Here is a 22,967-nt window from a genome sequence, read left to right as displayed (position 1 = left end):
TCACACGTTCATGGTGTTTGATCTACCGCAACGACGCGGCGCGCCCACACCGCCATGCTGGGCCAGTTTCAGCAGTTAGGGAGCGCACCATGGCAACCCACCAAAACTCACGCGATCGTTGAAAGCGCCATCAATCTGTTCAGCGACTGGCTCAAGCACCGGCGCGAGATGCGCGAGCTCCGTGATATGAATAGCGGGGATTTCGCCCGCATCGCGCGGGACCTTTCCGTGACCCCTGCCGAACTTGATGCAGTCGTCCGCCAGGGACCGCACGCCAGCGATGAATTGCCACGACTATTGAAATCTCTTGGCATTGACGAAACGACGTTGTCCCGCACGCAGCCTTTCCTGCAGCGCGACATGATACGCGTCTGTGCCTCATGCCAACAGAAGACGCTGTGTAAGCACGATCTCGACGCCGGCACATCGGCTCAACACTATGACGAATATTGCCCCAATGCGTCGGCAATCGACGAACTGGGTCAGAGGCCGTGATGGGCGCACCGCTATCGGCTTCTGCCGTTTCACCATCCCAAGAAATGCGGATCGGGTTTACAATTTCGCAGCCTGCAGCGCAGGAACATCGAGGATGCACCATCCTCCTGTTGGTGCCCAAATCGTCTAGATTTCCCGCATCTTCGTTTGCTGTGTGGAAAAGCCACGGCGTGAACCTACGGATTCTGCCGTTCCGATCATGTAAACGACCCAATAGGAAGAGCGCGGCGGACATCGTCCCGCTCCGCTCCGACTGGGAGGCCACGCAAGCAGGCGACGGCGTCGGTTGCAATGATCTTTGTGATGGGAATGATACGGATTAGGCCCGCCGGTTACGGTAAGGGTCGAGCAAACGGTGTAGAACGCCTACTTCACATCCGGGAGGCCTCATCATTCACGGCGCAGCCCTCACGTCCTCACCGAAGAGGTTTGCCCGGCTTCCCCCTCGACTTGAAGGAGCTGATTGCGTCGTTGGAGAGCGCGGCGAACCACGGCACATTGGCGCCCGAGGAGATGCGGCCTATCGCCAACGGTCTGCCCAGTGTTTGGTGGCGAAGATTTCTGCGCTGGGCGAAAGAAATTTGATCGGACACCGTCGCTCGCACTTCGAACCTCCTCGTGAACTAGGAGGTCCGCAAACTCATCGCCCATCGCCGCGGGGACGATTGGTGTCCGTCAAATCCGGTCTAATCGCAAATCTACGCTGGCACAGGAAAACCGTGGTCAAAACCGTAGTTTCGATGGCATATAGCCGACGGAAGACGAGCGATATCAAAGGCGTTGACGGGACACCCCTTCCGCCAAAAATAGGCGATTATCCAGCCCATCCTGTTATCCTGGGCTTTTCATCCCTCGGGCTTTGGCAAGTGGTGGCGATGCGTGATTTCGAGAAGGCGACGCGCGTGCTGGACGCCTTGAAAGCCGCCGAAGATCAGCCGGCGCAGTTGGCCTTGCCGATACTGAACGGACTGGTCGGCCTGGTTCAGGGAAGCGGCGAGCAACCGCTGGAGGTCGAAGAGGCGCGCTCTGGTGCATTCATGGCGATTTGCGAGGTCGGCAAAGCGCTGCACCGCGGTCAGCCTGCGGACCAGCTTTGGTCGGCGGCGATCGGCGCCACGGAGCGCTGGATGTCGTTGACGAAGTGAGGCCTCCCCTCACCGCCTGATCCTCAGGTTCCGACGCGCAAGGCTGAACCTTGCTTGCGCAAGTATGCAATGACCGAAAGTGCCGTGATGCGGCCGGTCTTGGGGTTTTCCGAGGGAATGTTCTCTATCGTCATCGAAAAGCGCGCGGAATCCGATTCCACTTCGACGCGGTGCACGTTGCGGGTCACCGTTGGATCGGCCCAGATCTGCAGCGTGGTCCGGTCGGGCCCAAGGCCCGCCAGCGAAAGCGCCACGGCAACATTGAGATTCGCCGGGAAGCCCTTGGCCGCATCACGGGCGGTGCCCTCGAAAATCTTCAAGGGCTCGGTGATGCCGGCAATGTCGATGTTGTTTTCGACCAGATAGGGAGCCCCGGCGAGGCCGTTGAGCGGCTTTCGCGTCACCATTCTGACCGACTGGATATTGCCTTCCGCCGCGGCGGTGACCGCGTCGAGACCGATCAGCGCACCGGTCGGCACGACGATCTGGCCGCCGTTTTGCCTGGCCAGCGCAATGAGATCCTCGTTCTCGAGAAGCGCGCCCACGCTCAGGACGATCGCAATTTTACCGCGGCTCACGAACGGGATGACAATCGATCGAACGAGCTTGCTGGGTGCGCACTCGATCACGATATCGGCCGCCGCGCAGAGATCGTCGATTGGCAGGACGGCGGGCGAACGCTTCAATTTGGCGAGAAAATCGCCATGCTTGGCCGGGTCCTGTACCGATACCGCCGCGAGGACCAGGCCGTCGATGCCTTGATCCAGGGCTTCCACGACCTTCCGCCCGATCGGACCAAGGCCGACGACGGCGACGCGCCGTGATGGGTTGGGCATCTTACGAACTCCGCAGAAATTGCTCACGTGCCCTGCATAGCATTTCCGGGACGCGCGTCGAGAATGGCAACGCGGTCACTTCAGATGACGGAACACTGGCCCGGAGCGGCGCGGCTCGCTGGAATCCCGATCGCCGGTCTATCCGGGCGTATTTTGCTTTGGGAACATCAGCAAGGGCCGGAAGATGAACCGGCCATAGTATTCGTAGTGCCGCTGGGTGGAAGTCGCCAGTTTCAGAGGCGTTGCATAACTGCCCTCGAAGGTCAGCGACGGCGCCATCGTCCACGAGAAACCCACCCCGATCGAACTCAATTCCACGATGCCGGGGAACGTGGAGAACACTGCGCCCCAATCGGTGAACACATACGTGTCCAGGCCCTTGAGAATGGCCGACCAGTTGTAGTGCAGTTCGGCGTTGACGTAGTAGCCGCTGTCGCCGGCCACCGCATTGGTGGGATAGCCGCGCACGGTGGTCGGGCCGCCGATCGAAAAGATCTGGTCGCCCGGCAACAGCTTCGTCGGCGAATATTGCCAGCTGCCCAGCAGATTGGCGCTGAAATTGGCAGGCCCCATCCCCGTCGCTATCGCACTGCCGGTATAGGTATTGAAGGTTCGGTTGCCGTTCAGAATGTAATCGTGCCATTCGATGTAGTTCATCGACGGCGAGACGGTGATGGAATAATTGTTGCCGGAATTGGTCAACGAAAACCCACCCGTGGTTCGCTGATAGCGGTCGCTGGTGACCGCAACGGTGCTAAACCGGCTTACCGTATTGCCGTCGGTCTGCGCCGCATTGAGCAGCAGCAGCCAGTTTTGTGTAACCCAGGCCGGCTGGCTGAAATTGATGGAGGCCTGGGTCGATCGCCCGGTTACGTCGAGCGCAACGAACGGTCCGTCGATGATCTTGATCTTCCCTTGCGTGTAGCTCACGCCGACGCGGCCGCCCCACGGGTTTACCGGAATGTTATAGGCGACGTTGCCGTTGAGGTTGCCGTCCGACCTCACCCCATAGAAGGTCAGGCGATCATCCACGCCGAACAGGCCGTGACGCCGGTAAAACGCGCCGCCTTCGAACCGGCCGGTGTTCTGGACACCCTGATTGTCGACAAATAATTGCAGCGTATCGGTGGGTGGTTCGATAACGGCGAATTGCAGGTCGGTCAGGCCGAAGCTGGTCCCCGGCTGCAACAACGCCTTGATCTGCACGTCGTTGGTTCGATTGAACCAGATCACATCGCGGTTGAGCTTCGGCACATCGAGGACTTCACCTTCCGGCGCCTGGACGCGCGGCAGGATATAGGATGTCGACGTCTGCTTGTTGCCCTCGATGGTGGTCTTTTGCAGACGACCTTCCGTCAGCTTGATGCGAACGATCCCGCCCTTGGCATCCTGATCCGGCAGCGTCGCGATCCCCGTGACGATCCCGCGTTCGGCGTAGACCGCGTTGATGTCGGCTACGACCTGCTGAAGTGTCGCGATATCGGCGTCCTTGCCGATATATTTCTTCGCAATCTCGTCGAGCTCTTCGGGCGTAATGAACTTGGATGAATCGAATTCAAGCTTGCGCAGCAGGAATTTTGGACCACCTGGTTTCAGGGTTTGGGTCTTTTCCCGCTCGCCGCCGACCACGCCCGGGCCCTGGAGCTTGGGTGGTTGGCTCTGCCGCTCGAGTTGCTGCCGCTGGCGGTCGATGTCAGTCTGGATGGCGCCGGGGTTGACCTGCGGGGCGAGCTGCGCGCGCGCGGATGCACTGCACAACAGTGCAAGCCCGACGCCCAATGCTATTGCCTGCCTACGCATGAAAACCTGTCGCCTTAGAACTGAACTACCGGATTGCCATTCTCCCTGGCATCCGCGAACCGATTAGCATTCCCTTTTGCGCGTCCATCAAGCCCGGTGCTGTTCCAGCCCGGACGGCTATTCTTGCGGCCTTCACGATGGAGCTGCCGAAGCTTCCTGGCTTCCGTAAGCCCCTCAATATTCACGGCCGGTCCCGATCCGATCACCTCAACCGGCTTCGGGGTGAGCAGCGCCTCCAGTCGCGCGTTTCCGGCAAGACCAAGCAGATAGAACGTTTCGGCTCCGCTCTTTTGCGCCAGCCAGGTGGTGAGCGTTTCCGTGCCCTCGGTGTCGTTCGCGATGTTGCGGATCGCCATCGAGCCGGTGAAGTTGCTGCAGCAGGTGTGAGAACCCACGTAGTTGGTCACGGTCGCCGAGATGTCGCCATTGTAGAGGACGACGTAGCTGTCGGTGACGTTGGCGTTGCCGTTGTGGCTCATCGTGAACACGCCGCTCGGCTGGTAGAGCTGCAGCGTCGCCCAGTTCGACGGCGACGGCGAACGGTTATCCAGCAATATCCGTTGGGTCAGCGTCGTCAGCATCAGCTGGCCGGGCACGAAGCCGTTGACGATCGTGACGTTCGGCGCGTCGGTGACGAAGTTCGCGTCAACGACCCTGAACTGGTTCACGATGATCGTATCCGGATCGATGTTGAGATTGGCCGAGGTCGCGACACCGCCCTTGTAACCGGTGACGTTCATGATCAGCGGGATCGACGGCGTCGATGGAATTTGCCCGCCGACGACGTTGATGGTGTTGGCGGCGAGATCCAGTTGCTTGACGACGCCAACCCATTTGATGGTGAGGTCGCCGGGAGCGGACAGCGCGACCGTATTGCCCCTGATCTGATCGAGCCTGATCGAACCCGCCGTATCGAAATGGGTGTCGCCATTGGCATAGACCGATCCGCCCAGGATTGAGCCGAAGTCGGAGCGCAGATTGACGTCACCGGCGTCGCCGGGGATGCCGTTGGCGGTCAGCTGCTTGAAGACGATGTCGCCATGTGCCTGCAAGGTCTGGGTGCCGCCGCTGATCGCCGTCCCGAGGGTGATCCCGCCCGTCGTCGCCGTAATACCGAGTGCGCCGGCCAGCTGGAGGTTGGCCCAGTCGATCAGCGTTCCCTGCAGCAACGCGCCGCCGGTGACGGTGGTGAGGTTATTGCCGGTGTTGCTGGTCGCCGCGATCAGGCTGGCGGAACCATGGGCATTGATCGAGCCGCCGGCGAGCTTGCCGGTATCGGCGTTGATGTTGACGTTGCCCGCGTCACCCGTGATGCCGCTGGTGGTGAGCTGATTGAACGTCACGTTCTGCCTGGCGTGCAGCGTTTGCGTACCGCCGCTCTGTGCTGAGGCAAGCGTGATGCTGCTGCCAGTCGAATTGACCCCCAGCGTCGTACCTGCTGTCAGCGCGGTCCAGTCGATCAGGCCGGCGGCCAGGAGCGAGGCCGAACCGGTCGTCGCCGCCAGCGTCGTGCCGGTGATGGTCGTGGCGGCCGTCAGCGAAGCCGAGCCATTCGCCGCGACCGAACCCGGCGTGGTGACACCGCCGGCCGCGACGGTCTCTGCCAGGATGAAGCCGTTGTCGGCATTGACGTTGATGTTTCCGACGTCGCCGGTGATGCCATTGGCGGCCAGCTGGTTGAACGTGACGTTCTGGTTGGCGTGCAGCGTCTGGCTACCGCCGCTCTGAGCGGTCTTGAGCGTGATGCTGCTGCCGGTCGAATTGATCCCCAGCGTGGTGCCAGCGGTCAATGCGGTCCAGTCGATCAGGCCGGCGGCCTGGAGCGAGGCCGAACCGGTGGTAGCGGCCAGCGTCGTGCCGGTGATGGTCGTGGCTGCCGTAAGCGAGGCCGAGCCATTGGCTGCGACCGAACCCGGCGTCGTGACGCCGCCGGCAATCACCGTCTCCGCCAGGATGAAGCCGTTGGCGGCGGTGACGTTGATGTTTCCGACGTCGCCGGTGATACCAGTGGCGGCGAGCTCGTTGAACGTGACGTTCTGGTTGGCATGCAGGGTCTGGCCGCCGCCGCTCTGCGCGGTCTTGAGCGTGATGCTGCTTCCGGTCGAATTGATCCCCAGCGTGGTACCGGCGGTCAGCGTGGCCCATTCGATCAGGCCGGTGGCCTGGAGCGAGGCCGAACCGGTCGTCGCCGCCAGCGTCGTGCCGGTGATGGTTGTCGCGGCCGTCAGCGAGGCCGAGCCGTTGGCTGCGACCGAACCCGGCGTCGTGACGCCACCGGCAACCACCGTCTCCGCCAGGATGAAGCCGTTGTCGGCGTTGATGTTGATGTTTCCGACGTCGCCGGTGATGCCGGTGGTGGCCAGCTGGTTGAACGTGATGTTCTGGCTGGCATGCAGGGTCTGGCCGCCGCCGCTCTGCGCGGTCTTGAGCGTGATGCTGCCGGCCGTTGACGTCACGCCCAGCGTGGTGCCCGCGGTCAGCGTGGTCCAGTCGATCAGGCCGGCGGCATGGAGCGAGGCCGAACCGGTCGTCGCCGCCAGCGTGGTGCCGGTGATGGTTGTCGCGGCCGTCAGCGAGGCCGAGCCATTGGCTGCGAGCGAACCCGGTGTTGTGACGCCGCCGTTAACGACCGTCTGCGCCAGGACGAAACCGTGATCGGCGTTGACGGTGATATCGCCGGGATCGCTGCCGACACCCGTCGCACTGAGCTGGTTGAAGGTCACGTTGCCGTCGGCATGAAGCGTCTGGCTGTCGCTGCTGGCGGCTGACCCGACGACGATGTTGCTGCCGCTGGTGGTTGCTCGCGCGGTGAAGGTGCCGTTGGCGCCGGTCGCCGTGCCGGCCAGAACGCTGTTGAGCGTCAGGCTGCCACTGCCCTGCACGTCCACGCTGCCCTTGACGGCCGACAGCAGGCTCGCCTCGAGGTCAGCCAGCGCGCCGACATAGATGCCGCCATCGGTCGCCGTGGCGGCCAGGTATGGCGCGTTCAGGGTGATCCGCTGCGTCGATGTCCCGATGCTGTTGGCGTTGAGCGCGACCCGTGCATTGGCGCCTGAAGCCACCAGGTTGGTTTGGCCGTCGGCATTGCTCAGGATCGCACCCGCGGAGACGCCGCCGGCCGAAACCACGATGGAAGCCGCATTGCCGGCCGCGGCAAAGGATGCCGACGAGTTGAGCTGGCCGAGCGTGGCATCCCCGGTGGTCGCCACGGTGATCACGCCCGCGGCGTTGATAGCGGTATAGGCGCCCATGGTGAGCGATGCCGAGGCCAGCGTCACCGCACCGTTGGTGCTCTGGGCGACGACCGGATCGGCGCTGGTGCCGGCCGTGAACGTCACCGCGCCATTGGCAAGCAGTTGCATCAACCCGTCGCTGGTGACGTCGGCATTGATATTGAGCGCGCCAACCGGCGTCCTCAGCGTCATCGCGCCGCCGGCGGAAAGCCCGCCGTAGGTTCCACTCGTACCGATATTCAGGTTGTCCGACGGGGCCAGGATCGTCATGGCGCCGGCCGAAGTGCCGGTGATCGCGCCCGATATCTTGACCTGGAGCGGCTGGGCCGTGGTGCCATTGAAGCCGACATTGCCGCCGGCGCGCACGTCCAGCGACGCGCCCGCAATATGGACTGCGGTACGGTCGGTAAACTGCGGCTGGGCGTAAATGCTGCCGGTCGCCGCGAACTGGATCGCACCAGCGGCGGTGACGTTGCCGAGGACGAGATCGCCGGTGGTCTGATTCAGATAGATGCCGCCCTGCGCCGCCACGACCTGGTCGAGCTGGTTGGTCGACGGGTTGGCGAAAGCGATCTGAAGGGCGTTCGGATTGTTCGCCGGGTTGGTTCCGGCCGCCGGCGCCTGGCCGATGTTGCCGGTTTCCGAGATCAGGGTGAGATCCCTGATGTTGCCGGAGATTACCGGCTGATTGGCAATGCCCGCGAAAATGTTGCCGACGGCATCGAGCTTGACGTCGCCGACACCCACGATCTGCACGCCGTTGGTCCGTGCCGCCGTGATCGGACCGAACGTTGCGTTGGCGATACCACCCAGCTTCAGGTCGGACTTGCTGGCCAGATAAATGTCGCTTTGCACCTTGGCGGCCACGGCGTCGATCGGATTGAGAACGACGTAGCTCTGCTGCGACACGCTCACATTGTACGTGATGACACCGGTAGCCTGGTCGGTCGTCGGCGTCACCGTCAGTTGTGACGGACCGGCTGAGGCCAAAAGTGCCTTCTGTACGTCCGACAACGTCGAGGAACCCGTGCTGCTGGTGAAGGAGAAGTCCTCGGGTCTGGCCAGGTTGCCGACCGAACCGTTTGGCGCATACAGCATGACCTGCCGGCCGCTGACGTTCGCGGGCGTGAGCTCGCCGATCGGCGCCGGCGCCACAGCGGTAGCCGGATTGGCAGCGGCGCTCACGGTGTATTTGAGCTGGTCCTGCGTCCACTGCGAACCCGATGTGATCTTCGCGTAGAGCGTCGAACTGGTCGACAGCGAATAGCTGAAGTTCGGATTGTAGGCCGTGAGCGACACGGTCAGATCCGGCGCTGCCTGCAGGCTTGCATTCGAGGCAAGGTTGGCGCCGAACAGCGTCGTGAGCGAATTCGAGAGCTGGGCCGCTGTCTTGATGCCGAGCAGATACTCGGCCCTCTCGAAGCGCGTCGTCGCCTCGGTCATCATCTGGGTGGTCGAGACATCAGCAGGATCGATGCCGAGCTTGGCCGCGACCTGGGCCTTGAGCACGGTGGTGCCGAGCGACGTGAGCGCGTAAGTGCTGCCATCGGCGAAGGCCAGATTGCGCAGCTGCCAATAGTCGTTGTAGGCCGCCTTGATCATCGACTCGTAGGCGGTGACGGAGGCCGCAGCAGAGCCGCTCACCAGGTTCAGATCCGTCCAGACACTCTGCAGGTGCGCGCTCTGCTCGGCGGTCAATCCGCCGGCCGACAGGCCGTTGAGGATGTTGGCGGTGCGACCGTCGGATGCGGCGGCCGCCAGGAAGACCGCGCCTCCAGATGAAACCTTGCCGAGCCTGAGATCGCCGGTCGATTGCACGATGTAGGTACCGGTCGAGGAAGCGCTGTCGAGAACCCCGCCATCGACACTGCCGTTGACCAGGGTCGTTCCGGTGGCCTGGACCACCAGCGGATTGACGTTGGTCAGGACGGTTGCGCCGTTGCTGACGCTTGAAATCGCGCCGATCGCGCCGCCCGTCGAATTGATCTCGATCGACTTGCCGACCACGACCGGGTTGGCGAAATTGTAGGGTGAACCCGAATTGATGTCGCCGGTCGCCGACAGGAATATGTTTCCTTGTGGCGCGCTGCCCGGGGTCGCCGAATTGACCTTCACCTGACCGATTACCAGCGATCCCTGCGCGGCAATGGCGATGTCGCGGTCAATCGTGGTCGCGTTCAGCTGGCCGCCATAGACCTGGACCGGCACCGGCGTCTTCGTCCCCGCGAGCGAGCCGATACCGCCATCTGCCCTGAGCGTGACGTTGGTTCCGGAAATCAGCGGATTATTGGCGGTCGCACCGACCGTAATGGACGAATTGGCGCCCGTCGCGGTGATGGTCGTTGCGCCCTGCAGATTGTTGATCGGTCCGTTGATCACGATGCTGGCGTCGGATGTCACCGCCACCGAGCTTGAACCGCCGCCGTTGAAGTGAATGCCGATGTCGTAGGACGCCTTGACCGTGTTCGTCAGCTTCAAGGTCAGGCTGTCGTAGATCATCTGGTACCAATTGTACTGTTTGATACTGCCACAGCATGCACCACTGCTGGTGTTGAAGTTGTTTGAGTGGTAACCGCCGGTCGCCGTGACGACTTCCTGGAAGTTGGCGGTCTGCAACTGATTGGTGGTAACGCCGTTGACGACCTGCATCACGTTCGAGACGAGGCTCGTGGTCTGCGTGTAGGGATAGGTCGGCGAGTTGGCCGAGACGCCGCTGAAGGTCCAGCCATAGTCGGCGGCAGTGCTGGTGACGGGACGCGTCAGCGTCGCGGTGTCGACCCATTGATAATACTGGTTGGCCAGCGGCTGGTAGACCACGCCCGAGGTTCCGCTGAGTCCGACCAGCATCCCCGAATTGTAACCGCTCGCATTGACGCCTGCGGTCCGGTAGGTGCTGACCTGCTGTCCGCCCGGTGCCGCCGCATTGTAGACGTACCAGGTGGTCTGCTGCTTGAGCTGGTCGACGATCTGGATGACGCTCGCGGCGCTGACCCCGGTGTTGATCGTGTTGGTGACAAGCGTCGTTCCGGTCGTGTTGTTGACGGTAATCGTGCCGGCGCCGCCGTTGACGACGATGTTGCCCTGCGACGCGCCGCTCGTGGATGTGCTGATGATCCGGCCGTTCAGGTAGACATAGCCACCGGTGCCCTGCACCACGCTGTTCAGCACGATCTGGTCGGTCAGCACGTTGTACCGCGCGCCGACCTGCACGTCGCCACCGTTCACCTTGGTCAGATACGGGGTCAGGTCGAGATAATTGCCGTTCTGGGCATTGCTCTGGGCCTGGGCGAGCGACAGGTTTGCCAGCGTGTCGGCGCGCAGGCTGTCAATGACGTTCCTGGCGTTGGTGCCGATATTGACCGAATAGTTGCTGCTCTGTCCGCTCTGGATGGTTCCGTTGACGTTGAGCACCGACGCCGACAGGATGATGGCTTTGCCGATGGCAAAGGCGTTGGGCGCCGCCGCCGTGAGGGTCGTCGCAGCGGTTATTGGCGTCACCGCCGCGGACTGGATGTTGATGACCTGGAAGAAGGCTGCGCAGCCCGAACAATGGAACGGGCTTCCGTTGTCACCATACACGGTCTGACCGTCGTAGGTGCTCTTCTCCCAGGGCCTGGTCGAGACGATGGCAGGATTGGCTCCCTCGATTTGAGCGAGGTTTCCAGGAATGCCCTCGCCTGCCGGCAGGAAGATCGCCGAGTAAAGCGAAACGCCGTCATAGAACAGGTTGAGCATGCGCGCGGTGAACACCACGCTGTTCGGAACAGCAGCCGCGCTGCCGCTGCCGCCGTTGCAGCAATAATGCGTATACGGTTTGTAGGTGCCGTTGCCGGCAATATAGACCTCGCCTGGAACGTATTGGCCGTACGTTCCGAGCCACGTCGCCGCCGTCATGACGGCGGTCAGCGTGTCAGTGGGCCTGAACTGGACACCAGCCCACTGCGACGACACGATGCCGTTGGTGTTGTAGATGCTGCCGACTCCGCCATTGAACGTGAAGGTGCCGTTCGGGACCACCACCTGGATCGTCGCCGCGTTGTAGGTCTTCGACGCGACCACGTTGCCGAGCGCGTTGGAGATGTTGAGCAGGCCGTTGAGGTTGGTGACCTCACCGTTGAAATAGATGTCGGGGGTTTTGGTCAGCGGGATCCCGTTCAGATCGACGCCGAGGCCGGTGTTCGGGTCCTTGCGGTTATAGCTGGCGTTTACCGTGACGACCGGCGTCGAGCCAGTCAGATCCTGCTGGAATGTGATGCCGGGCGACGTGGTGTCGGTCGCCGCACCCGTAAAGACATTGTGGCCACCGCTGACGCCGGTCACCGTCATCCTCGACACCGACATGAAGTTCAGGCCCTGGTTCTCGATGTTGATCGAGACGGAGTCGCGGGACGAGACACGCGGTGCGGCCTTGCCGGCCACCTGCGTGCCGCTCATCGTATCGGCCAGGATCGAGACGTTGCCGCCCGAGACCATGATATCGCCGAGCGCGATCGACGCGCCGGCGACGTTGGCGGCGAACGGCGCCTGCTGGATCAGCGTGTTGACCTGGCGCTGGATATCGCCGGTCGGATCATTGGCAGTGGCGATCGTGATGGTGGGATTGGCACCCGACAGCACCGTCTGCACGTCCGCCGTCGACAACCCGCTCAACGTAGCGATCTGCGAGACGATGGTCTGATAGGGATTGAACCCGTTGACGACCGCGTACTGGATGGTCTGGTGATTGTACTTCTTGACCGTGCTGAAATTGTTCGGATTGGAGACCAGTTCGAGGGTGAGCGCGTACGGGCTGGTCGTCGTTAGCGTTGGCACGTTGGCGCCAACCGCAATCAGGATCGATTGCTGATTGTAGATGCCGGCCACCACGACGCCGTTCTGCGAGATGTTGCCGCGGCCCTGGGTAGCATCGCTGTGGTTGTCGTGGTTCTCGGTGCTGAACAGCGTCAGGTATGGATTGTAATTGGTGCCTCTGCCATTCGCCGATACGGCGCCTTTGGTCGCTGCAAGCGAGACGTTGTTCACGCCAAGCACCTGCGCGCCGCCGGCGATATTCAGGTCGGTATAGCTGCGCGCCGTGGCCGTGCCGCTGTACACGGCGGTAATCGGGACCAGGGCCTGATTGTAGACCACAGTGGTCGCGTTGGCGCTCACTTGGCTGTACTTGCTGCCGTCGCCGGCCTGGCCGGCGGTGAGATTGAGCAGGCCCCACGCCAGCAGGGTCGTATCGCCACTGACGTTGACGGCCTGGTTCGCGGTCAGCGAGGTATTCGTGCTCGCGCCGGCGCCGGTGATGGCGCCGAACAGGTTCGCGTTGGCGTAGTTGTACGCGATCAGCGAGGACGCGGTGCCGATGAAGAGATTGCCGGCACTGAAGATCTCGGTCGCGTCGATGTTGACCGTGGCGTAGGCGTTCGCCGTCATGTTGGACCGGGCGCCACCGCCGGCAAACAGGCCGCCCGCGGTCAGGCTTACACTGTCGACGGTGCGCAGCGAGTTGTAGGCCTCGATGTTGACCTTGGCGGTCGATGTCAGGGGATCGTCGTTCAGGCTGAGGATCGTGCCGCTGCCGATATTCGTGGTGGCCCTCTGGGTGACGTGGGCGTCACTCACCGTCGCGGCGCCCGCGGCCACGCCGCCGGACCCTGCCCGCGCTCCGCCACCGAGTTGATTGACGATGTCGTTGGAGATGACGAGCATGTCGCCACCAGCGGAATGGATGATCAGGTTCGATCCGACCCCGGCCGTCGTGGTCGAGGTGATATTGTTGGTCGCGTTGCCGCCGCTGGCGCCGGCAAAGGATGCCTGGAAGGCGTCGCCATTGCCGGCATAATTTGTCTGGTGCTGGGCCTGGATATTCAGCCCGCCGAGGTAAAGCGTATTGGACGTCGCGTTGCCGTAAAGGTTCGCGCTCGTCGTCGCGGTGTTGTTGATCAATGCGACCGCCGCGGCGCCGGCGATGGTGCCGCCCGAGCCGGCCGTTGCGCTGGACGCAAGGCTGTCGGTGCCAACCGCGGTGATCTGCAGGATCCCGATATGGTTCGCGGTGGTGATCGCCCCTGCCCCGAGATAGGCATCCGTGGTGGCGTTGGATGTGACCTTGCTGATGGTCGCGCCCGCCGCGATATAGCCGGCCGCGATACCCGTCGCCGTCGCGTACTGGTTGCTGTCGTTCTGGGCGGCGATGATGAAGTCGCCAGCCGGCAGGGTAATCCCCGTCCCGCCATAGGCACTGACCGTCGAGTTTTCCCTGGTCTCGGCGTAGCTGCCCTGGACGCCGATCAGCGATCCGCCGCCGCCCGCGATCGCACGGGCATAGATGCCGTTGCCGCTGCTCGGCGCCAGCGCCATGGCGGTGACGGAAACGTCGCCTCCGGTGAAAGTGGTACTGTTGCCGACGCGGGAGGTGACGTTGAGCGACGAACTTGCCAGTGCCACGGAGACACCAATCGCGCCGCCGCCAACGGCGACACCCAGCGAAGTCGCCGAGACGTCCGGCGTCGCCGAAGCCGATACCAGGGTGCCGAGGCCAGTCGAGGACGTGGTGATCGCGGCACTATTGCCGATCTCCGCCAGCACCGTGGAGTCTTCCTTCGCGGTCGCGGCCGCGCCGGTGCCGGAGACGATACCGCCGGCGACCGCCGTCGCCGACGCCGACAAGGCGCCGCCTTCGGTTGCCGTGACGGCAACGGTCGAACTGTTGACGCTGGCGTTATCCAGGATCTTGGCGGCGACCGAACTGGATTTCGCGGTGGTGGCGATCGTAACGCCGACGGCCGCGATGCCGCCGCTGCCGCCCCCGGCCGTTGCCGCCTGGGTCGAGGTGTCGCGCGCGCTCACCTGGACGCCATTTCCGCCCGTTCCCGTCACCGTGCCGCCGAGCTGCGCCGTCACGGTATTGGTGACATTGCCGACGGCCACGGCTGCCTGGGCGCCGAAGTAAAGCGACAAGCCGCCGGCAACGGCTTCGGTGTCAACCGTCTTGCCCGCATAAGGCCCGGTTGTGGCATCCTTCACGACAGCTGCGACGCTGACCGTGGGAGCCGAGACGATGGCGCTCAGATTGGCGAGAACGCTGCTGTTGACGGTGGTGTAGCCGATGCCGGCGCCGACGCCGACATTCTTGCCGAAACCGGCGCCGAGCAGGAACTGCTGCGCGGCATTGGCACTGGTGGCGTTTACGTTGACCTGGGTGCCGGTGACGTTGCCGCCCGCGATCTGTGCCGTGACGCTGTCATTGCCTCCGGTCAGCACGGTGCTGACGTCATATGTCGAGGTGGCGTTGGCGCCGCTCGGATTGCCCGCCGTGCCGCTCGCGACCGCGCCGCTGCCCTGGCTGGAATTGGTTCCGGCATTGGCGGCGGCGATGGTGCCGCCGAATTGTCCGGTCTGGTCGCCCTGCGCGTCGGCGTCCGCCGTGTTGGTGCCGATAAGGATGACCCCAATCGCCGCCCCAATGCCCACCGAGCTGCCGGCGCCCACTGTCACGGCGTAGGACTGCACTTCCTTGATGCTCTGGGCGTTGACGTTGATCGCCCCGGACGAGTTCAAATTGCTGTTGCGGGTCTCTGCGGTGGTCTGGCTCTTGAACACCAGCACGTTGGCGGCGGCACCGACGCCTACCCCCCCGGTAGCAACCGACAGCGCGCCTGCGATCTCCCGGATGTAGACTTCCTCGTTTGCGTTCACGGTGACCGCGCCCGCGGCGGTGCCGGACGGCGACGTCAGCGTGGTGTCGTAGATGCCAGCAATCGTGACGTTGTTGGCGATCTCGATGTTGGCCATGCCAGCGACAGCCCCGCCGCCGGTTGAGATCGCGCCGCCGACTGAAAACGCCTGGAAATCGTTGATCGTTCTTGCGTCGACATCGAGTGCACCGCTCAATTGCAAGGCCGTGGTATGGGCCGCGCTGTTACCTCGATAGTGGAATTCGTCGCCGACGTAAGCCAGGGTTTTGTTCGAACTGACCTGGACCAGGAAGGCGGCGCCGATCGCCACGTTGCTTCCATAGGCGCCGGAGCCGTTGGCGGACGCGATACCGGTGCTGTTCTTGGCCTTGACGGACAGCGACGAGGCGGTCAGGGAGCCGCCATCGACATAGGCTTGCGTGGTGGCATTGAAGACGTTGAGCCCGACCGAACCGCTGTTGAAGCCGACCGCGACGGAGGACGCGTGCTGCTCGGCATTGGCCTTGACCGTGACCGCACCGACCGTCGGGGAGACCACGCCGCCAACGTTGACGGTGCCGCCGACTTCGGCGTTGGTGATATAGGCGAAGGTTTCGCGCGACATCGTCGTGCTGATGATGGTCGCACCGCCGCCCGCGGTGCCGGTCGGCGCCACGATGCCGAGGCCGAACGTGCCGGAGTAGGAAATGCTGCTGGCGGCGACGTTGATCTGCGGCGCCAGGGTGGAACTGGTCAGCCGCGTGTCGATGCTGGCGCTGTCGATATAGGCACTGGTCGTGCCCGACATGACGTTGATGATCGGGTTGATCATGATCGAAACGCCGGTGCTCGCGGCAAGGCTGGCAACGTTGGCGACGACCGCCTGATGCGAGCTGGCGTTGACCGAAAGGCCCCTCACCGATTCACGCGTTTCGCTCAGGTCGGGCGTGTCGTCGGTCGGCGCGCTGAACGCACCGAGGTCGAGCGCGTGCGCGAGCGTGCCGCTATTGACGGAGAAAGGAACCACGGTCTGCGAACTGTTGCCGCGCGCATCGACCTTGGTGGCCGATCCGCTGATATAGGCTGACGTGTTGCCTGTGATCTTGTTGGTAACGAGCGACCCCGCGCCGCCGGCCGCGCCCTTGGAGATGGCAAAGGCACCTGCGAAGACCGCGGCGTTGTCGGTGTTGTTCGCTTGCACGGCAATGCTGCCGTCTGCGATGACGTCGGCGCCGCCGGTGATGCTGGCGGTGACGTTCGTGCCCATCAGATTGGTGGCGACCGATCCGGCGAGACCGACCTGCGATGAGATGGCGACACCCACCGCAACCGTCGAAATCGTGGCGTCCGACTTGGTCGAAACGCCGACATTGCCGTTCGAAACCACCTTGGAGCCGGTTATCCCGGCGCTCAAATTGTTCGAGATGTCGCTGTAGACGAGCGCAAGGCCCGCAGCACTTCCTTGCGTCGATGCGCCGGCCACCGCCGCAGTCCCGGTGATTTTCGAGGTGTCGTTCGCGGTCACAAAGAGATTTGCGGCCGTAATCGTCGAATTCGTGGTGGTCGACTGCGCGTTGCCGATCGAGGCCGTCACGGTATTCTGGATCGAGTTGATCGACAGTCCGCCGACGCCCGAGAACTGGCCGGTGGATAGGCCGAAGCCGATCGCAACGGACTGGATCTCCGAGGAGTCGCTCGCCGTCACCGAGACGGTACCGTTGGTCGAAGTCAGCAAGACACCTGCGATGTAGGCCGAATGTGTCGTCGCGATATGGTCGTACACCATCGATGCGCCGACATTGTTCTTGCCTGCCTGGATAATGCCGGCGACCGCAATGATAGCGGCACCCGGTGCCGTTGGACTGCCTGCCGTTCCGCCGTTCAGCGCCTGGTAGCTGAAATCGACGCAGTTTTGCTGTCCGCCGGTGGTCGAGCAATTGTCGGACGCGAGCTGGTTGGCGTTCGAGGCTTTGACGAGATTGGACAGCGCGGTGTCGAGCGATGCAATGGCGACGCTATCGGCGGTCACAATGACGTTGCCGGTGACCGTGATGTTAACGGTGGCACTGCTGCGGATATAGGCCATCGTCGACGTCGTAATGTCGGTGACGACGATGGCACCGGCAGCACCATTGCCCCCGGCCCCGCCGGATGCCGCGCCTGCGGCGATCACGCTGGCGTTGTCTCCAAGCACCGTAAGCGTGTCGTAATTGTTGATCGACGTCCCGCGAATATGCGCATCGACCGCCGTCCCACCGGTCGGATCGCCGATGGAGGCATAGGTAAATCCGGCGCCGACCCCGCCCTGGCCGCCGGCCACATAAAGCGAGCCGCCGCCGATCGCGATGTTGCTGGTCTGATAGGCGTCGACCTCGACCGCGCGAGACGTGCCGCTGGAGACGCCGTTGAGGGTCGAATTCTGGATGTAGGCGTTGACGCTGTCGGTGATGATGCCGACCGACAGCGCGATCGCAACCGAATTGGCCCGGGATGCGGCGATGCCGATGGCGACGACTGTTTCCGATCCGCCGTTCAGTGCCTGAACCGACACCGCCGCATGATTGTTGATGGTCGTGTTGTCGATATAGGCCACCGTGGCGTTGTTCGACATGGCGACCGCAATGGCGCCCGCGACCGCAACACTTCCCGATGCCGCGGACCCTGCGAGGTTGGCCGCAGCGGAGCCCGAACCGTTGTTGAGGACCGTGTCGTTGAGCGCCTGGACCAGCGTGCTCGCCGCTGTGCTCGACCCCGTGAAGCGGTTGATGGTCACACCGGTGACCGATGCTTTCGTTCCCAGCGAGACGTCGCTGATCGACGAACTGCCCGCGATGTCGATGGAGAAGCCATCGCTTGACGCGCCCGAGGACTGGCTGATCCTGGCCATTGCGATCCCGACACCATCGGCTCCGCCTGTCGCGGCGGCACCGACGGCTCCGGCCTTGTTGGCAAAGTCCGAGACCGACGGCTCGGAGATCGCCGCAGCGATCGAAGCCGCTGTCATACGTCCGGAAGTCGTCGCGCTGACTGCCAGATGGTCCACGGCAATCGTGCCGTTGCCTCCGCCGGTACCCGAGAACGGATCGTTGGCGCTGAAGGGACCCGGCCTGATGTCGCTCTGGTTCTCACCGATATAGGCGGCCGTATCAGTGTTCGCTCCGAGATAGGCGACCGCGATACCGACCGCGGACGCGCCGCCGAGGGAGACCGCACCGGCGATCGACAGCATCGACAGATCCTGCGCCGCATGGACGTTGACAGTCGGAGAAGACACGTGGGCGCCGATGCCGATCGATGCATGCGTCTTGTTGCTGACCAGCGCGATCGACGTGATTCCGTTCAGCGACAGAGCGCCCGCAGCCTTGCCGGATGTCGGCGCCACACCGAAGAACAGGTCGGTTGTGACCGCATCGATGGAAATGTTATCGGCGGAGCTTAGCGAAGCCCCGGAGGCAACACCGGCGATGGTGTTGCTGGAGAACTGAACGAGGTTGAGTGCGCCGCCCAGCGAGGAGCCACCGGAGGTATTGCCCGGGAGAAAGCCCAGCGTGCCGACATTCCCGGCGGCATTGATCGAACTCGTTGACGTGTTTGCCGCGATGGCCAGGGTCGCGTTGAAGTCCTGCGTGCCGCTCCAGGTCGACGCCGACCACGCGCCGTTGCCGCAGGTCGCGATGCTGCAGGTGGCGTTCAGGCTCGCTCCGGTCGCGACCCACGCGGTCGTGTTGTTGTTGACCATGAAATTGTTCAGCGAACCGGCAATGCCAACCGTATCGCCGGCATCCGAGGTCGCATTGGCGTAGCTGGTCAGGATATTGCCGCCGACGCCGAGATTGCCGTTGAGATGGCTGATCACCTCACCGAGTCCGGCCCATTGCAACCAGGTGTTGGTGATCGGTAAATAGGTGTTCGCAGTGACGCCGATGTTCGGCGCGTTGATCAGCGTACCGCCACCGATATAGGCGTTGGAATTGTGGTTGAAGGTGCCCCATGCGACGGCCGCGCTGATCGCGACGCCCTCGCCGGCCGACACATCGGACGTAATCGCACTGGCGGTCGCATTGCTGCGGACGCCGACGTCGATGACATTGCTGACAACAGCGACATTGCCATTGGTGTAAATGCTGGGTGCGCCGCCGCTCGGGTTTTGCTTGATCGCGGCCGTCGCATTCTGCGTGCTGTTCGCAAGCGACATCGCCCCCGCAGCCTTGAAGTTGAAGCTCGCCGAGACCAGCGGGCCCATCATCGCAAAGATCATGCTTTGCGGCGAGACGGTCGTAAGAATCGCTTCCTGCAGGGCGCCGACCAGGGCCGGCGTGCCGACGATGGTCGAGGCCATGGTCGAGTTGAGCTTGCCGTTGGATGTCGCCTCGACGACCACCGAACCGTTCAGCCGGTTGGCGCTGGTGCCGAGCGAGGCTCCCAACAATGCCGTAGCCGAGGTCGTGATATCGCTGATCGCCAGCGCTCCGCCGACGCCGCCGCTGGCGCTGGGCGTGCTCAATGCGACGGACGTCGCCGACGTCGAGAAACTGTTGTTGTTCAGCGCACGCACCGCGAACGTGTTGCCGCCCGCGTTGACCGTCCCGACGCTGATGTTGGCGCCGGTTGCAACGTTGGCCAGGGTCGATACGGAAACCTTGGAATAAGCGACAGTCTCCACAAACTGCGCTGAACCTGCCGAGACGGCAGACACCTTCATCGTCGCGTCGTTGGTGGCAAGGATGGACAGGTTGCTACCGGCGGAAATCGTCGCGCCGGATGCCACGTTGGTTGAAACGTTCGCGTCGATCTTGCCGACGACCACCGCCGCGCTGAACGGCATGAAGTTCACGAGCCCCGCCAGGACCGGATCCTCCGCCAGCTCTGAGCCGTTCGCGCTGATCAAAACCCGGCCGGTGCCGTTGATGTTGGCGTGGCTGTTGATGTTCACCGTTGCCGTCGCACTCGCCGCGACGTAGCCGCCATTGAGGCCGAGCAACGCCGGCGCAACGCTTTCGCCGACGAGCGCGAACATCCCCAGGATTGAGCTTGTGAAACTCGATACGGCGGTCGAGGTCGCGTTGATCGTAATATGGCCGCCCGTGATCTGACCGTCGATCGTAATTCCCGTCACCGCGGTCGCCTGGCCCGACAACCTATTGTCGCTCGCACTCGCGTTGAGCGTGACAGCACCGCTGGTGAAGGTGGAGCCGCCGAAATTGACAGCTTGGGCAAGGATCTTCGATCCCTGGGCCATCGTGATCGTCGGCGCGCTCAACGTGACGTTCCGCGAATTGGCCTGCGAGTTCTGCGAGGCGTTCAGCGAGCGTGAATCGATGACCGCGGTCGCGTTCAGGGTGATCGAATTGTTCGCCGAAATCTCGAATGCGCTGGTTCCGGAAAGCGCCAGCATCAACGAGGCGATCTGGGTGTTGTTCACGAACCCGGCGCTCCCGGCACTGGGGTCGGCCGAGCTGCCGATGATGACGTTGTCCTGGTCGAAGGCAAACGCGGCGGCGCCCGCGGTGATCTGCGCGCCCGACGTAACGTTGAGCGTCCGGGCCTGCAGCGCGACCTTCATCGTGCTGCCGGCGTTGATCACCGCATCGGCGTTGAGATTCAATGTGTTGGCCTGAGCCGACAGCAACAAGGTTCCGGAGCCGTTTACCGCCGCGATGTATCTGGCGACCATCAGGTTCGACAGCAGGCCGCCCTGGCCGTTGTTGGCGGCGACGTTGCCGCCTGTCAGCGAGCTGCCGCCAACGGTGAGCGCGCTTTGGGCGAAGAAGAAACCGACAGTGCCCGCGCTGATGCTCGCCCCGGTGTTTACGCTGATCGATGGGCCGTTGAAATTGACGTACCGCGACGGATCGGCGGCAATGACGGCCGTCGATCCCACGGTTATCGAGGCCTGATCGGTACTGAAGGCGAGGTAGCCACCTCTAACGGTACCGGATACGTCAATACCTGAACCGGCGCCGAAGGCATTCATGATGACCCGGCCGGAAGTAAAGCTGGTAGCGTTGGTGCCCGTGGTATTCACCGCCTGCGCAAGGACCTGGCCGCCGCTGTCGATGTTGATCGTCGGTGCGGTGAATACGATGTTGTCCACCGAGTTGGCATTCGAAACGGCGCCGGCCATGCGGCGGCCGTCGACAACGCCGGTGGAATCGACCGTGATCCGCGACGACGCGCTGAGCGAAAGAGTGGCGCCGCTGCCGACAGCGCCGGCGTAGCGAGCGATCGTGGCATTCGACACGAAGCCGGCCGCGGCGGTATTGGCGCTGGTGCTGCCATTGCCGACGATCATGTCGGCGGTACTGGAGAGAACCACCCGCGACGCAGTAATCTGCAGTGCAGTGTTGGTCAAAACCTGAGCGCCGCCAGTGCTGGCAGCATTGATGTTGACCTGGCCGCCAGAGGTAGTCGAAGTCAGAGCAACGGCATCGCCCCTGACATAGCTGCCCGCCAGCAGGTTCAGCGTCGGCGCATTCAGCGTCACATTGACGGTGGTACCGCCGTCGACGACGCCGTTTCCATTGATCGTGATCGAGTTACTCGCCAGAAGCGTGAACGTGCCGGTGCCGTTGAGCGCGGAGATCGCGGCGGCGACCGTGGCATTCGACATGTTGACACCGGCGACACCGGTGGCCGCGCCGACAACGATATCCGTCGGATCGAGGATGAGCTTGCCGGCATTGCCGTTAGGCGCGGCAACGTTGATTTTGACGCCGCTGGCGATGTCGACGATGCCGTTGGCGCTCAGATCGACAACAGCCGCGTTACCCGTGGCGGAGCTGGCGTTGATCCGGGCGCCGCTCTTCACGGTCAGATCGCCCGTGGTCTTCAGCGTGATGTTGCCGGCGTCGCCCGTCTTGCTGGCGGTGCTCAGGCTGGCCGTCTTGCCGAGCTGGATGTTGTTTCCGGCAGTGACCGTGATCGTGCTTGGCGTGGTGGTGCGGCTGCGCGCCGTCAGCCGTCCGGAGATGGTTGCGTTGTTGACCGCGCCAATATGGATCGATCCGTTGCGGACGGTGATGGCGCTGGCGCTGCGCAGGCCCTTGGAATTGACCGAGGCCGCGAATTTGGAGGCGTGTTCGTGGTTGACCCGCTCGCGCTGGCTCCTGCCGCCGCCGACGAAGACGTTCTGGCCAGTAAGCCGGACACCGTCCGCGGCGTTGATGCGGCCGAGAATCCGGATATTGCCGTCCGGCGAGATCGGGAATGAGCCATTCATCAGGCTGCTTACGGCAGCATTGTTGATCTGCCCCGAGGCGCCGATGATGCTGTCGGTGAATTCCTTCGACGGCGTGGAAACGTTCAGGCTGCCTACATTGACGACGCCGGTCTTGCCGACCACGAAGCCGTAGGGATCGGCGAAGTAGACGTTGCCGCCGATCTTGCCGTTTTGATAGGAGTTGAGCGTGCCGTTGACGTAAGCCGGCGCGTCCCGAACGATATTGATCAGGTTCTGGCTGCCGTTGGGCACCTGCAGGTTGACGGTGTTGCCCTGCCCCACGCCGAACTGCGAAAACGAGTTGAACGCGTTGGCGCCGGATACGGTGGTCGTAGTGATGTTGGTGACATTGCCCGACGTCTGCAGGCTCGTTCCCGTGCGACCGTCGGGAATGATCACGTTGGCCGTCTGCGCCCGAAGGCCAGTGCCGAGCAACGGCAGGATCGTCATCTGCGCAATGCAGATCAACGAGACGAAACGCAGGCGCGAGAACCTGCGCAACGTCAAACCACCCTCGCTTCTGGCTGAGAGCGGCATACGCATGTCAGCTCACCTTCGCTGGTGACAAGAGCGAG

At 63.2% G+C, this 22,967-nt stretch carries 5 protein-coding genes; 2 read left to right on the top strand and 3 right to left on the bottom strand.

Annotation, left to right across the window (positions count from 1 at the left end):
• Nucleotides 1-54 precede the first annotated feature (54 nt).
• Both JQ597_RS12620 and JQ597_RS38270 read left to right on the top strand, forming a co-directional pair.
• Complete coding sequence (locus tag JQ597_RS12620; RefSeq protein WP_249147773.1) at nucleotides 55-495, top strand: DUF6455 family protein; 441 nt, start codon at nucleotides 55-57, stop codon at nucleotides 493-495.
• Between the two features lie 668 nt (nucleotides 496-1,163).
• Entirely contained in the window at nucleotides 1,164-1,640 is a 477-nt protein-coding gene (locus JQ597_RS38270) for a hypothetical protein (protein WP_349628816.1), read from the top strand.
• A 23-nt stretch (nucleotides 1,641-1,663) separates the two neighbouring features.
• On the opposite strand, the gene JQ597_RS12610 is transcribed toward JQ597_RS38270, so the two are convergent.
• The 3 genes from JQ597_RS12610 to JQ597_RS12600 all read right to left on the bottom strand — a co-directional run bounded on the left by JQ597_RS12610 (nucleotide 1,664) and on the right by JQ597_RS12600 (nucleotide 22,935).
• Entirely contained in the window at nucleotides 1,664-2,476 is an 813-nt protein-coding gene (locus JQ597_RS12610) for an aspartate dehydrogenase (RefSeq protein ID WP_212264513.1), read from the bottom strand.
• A 138-nt stretch (nucleotides 2,477-2,614) separates the two neighbouring features.
• On the bottom strand, nucleotides 2,615-4,276 hold the full coding sequence (locus JQ597_RS12605) for a ShlB/FhaC/HecB family hemolysin secretion/activation protein (RefSeq protein ID WP_212264512.1): 1,662 nt from the start codon (nucleotides 4,274-4,276) through the stop codon (nucleotides 2,615-2,617).
• 14 nt (nucleotides 4,277-4,290) lie between these two features.
• Nucleotides 4,291-22,935, bottom strand: a complete 18,645-nt coding sequence (locus JQ597_RS12600; protein WP_212264510.1) for a leukotoxin LktA family filamentous adhesin — start codon at nucleotides 22,933-22,935, stop codon at nucleotides 4,291-4,293.
• Nucleotides 22,936-22,967 lie beyond the last annotated feature (32 nt).

Origin of the sequence: Bradyrhizobium sp. AUGA SZCCT0177 (assembly GCF_018130125.1) — a bacterium.
Classification (GTDB): Bacteria; Pseudomonadota; Alphaproteobacteria; order Rhizobiales; family Xanthobacteraceae; genus Bradyrhizobium.
Note: the sequence above shows the minus strand (reverse complement) of the source record. Positions and strands in the feature narration are given on the sequence as shown.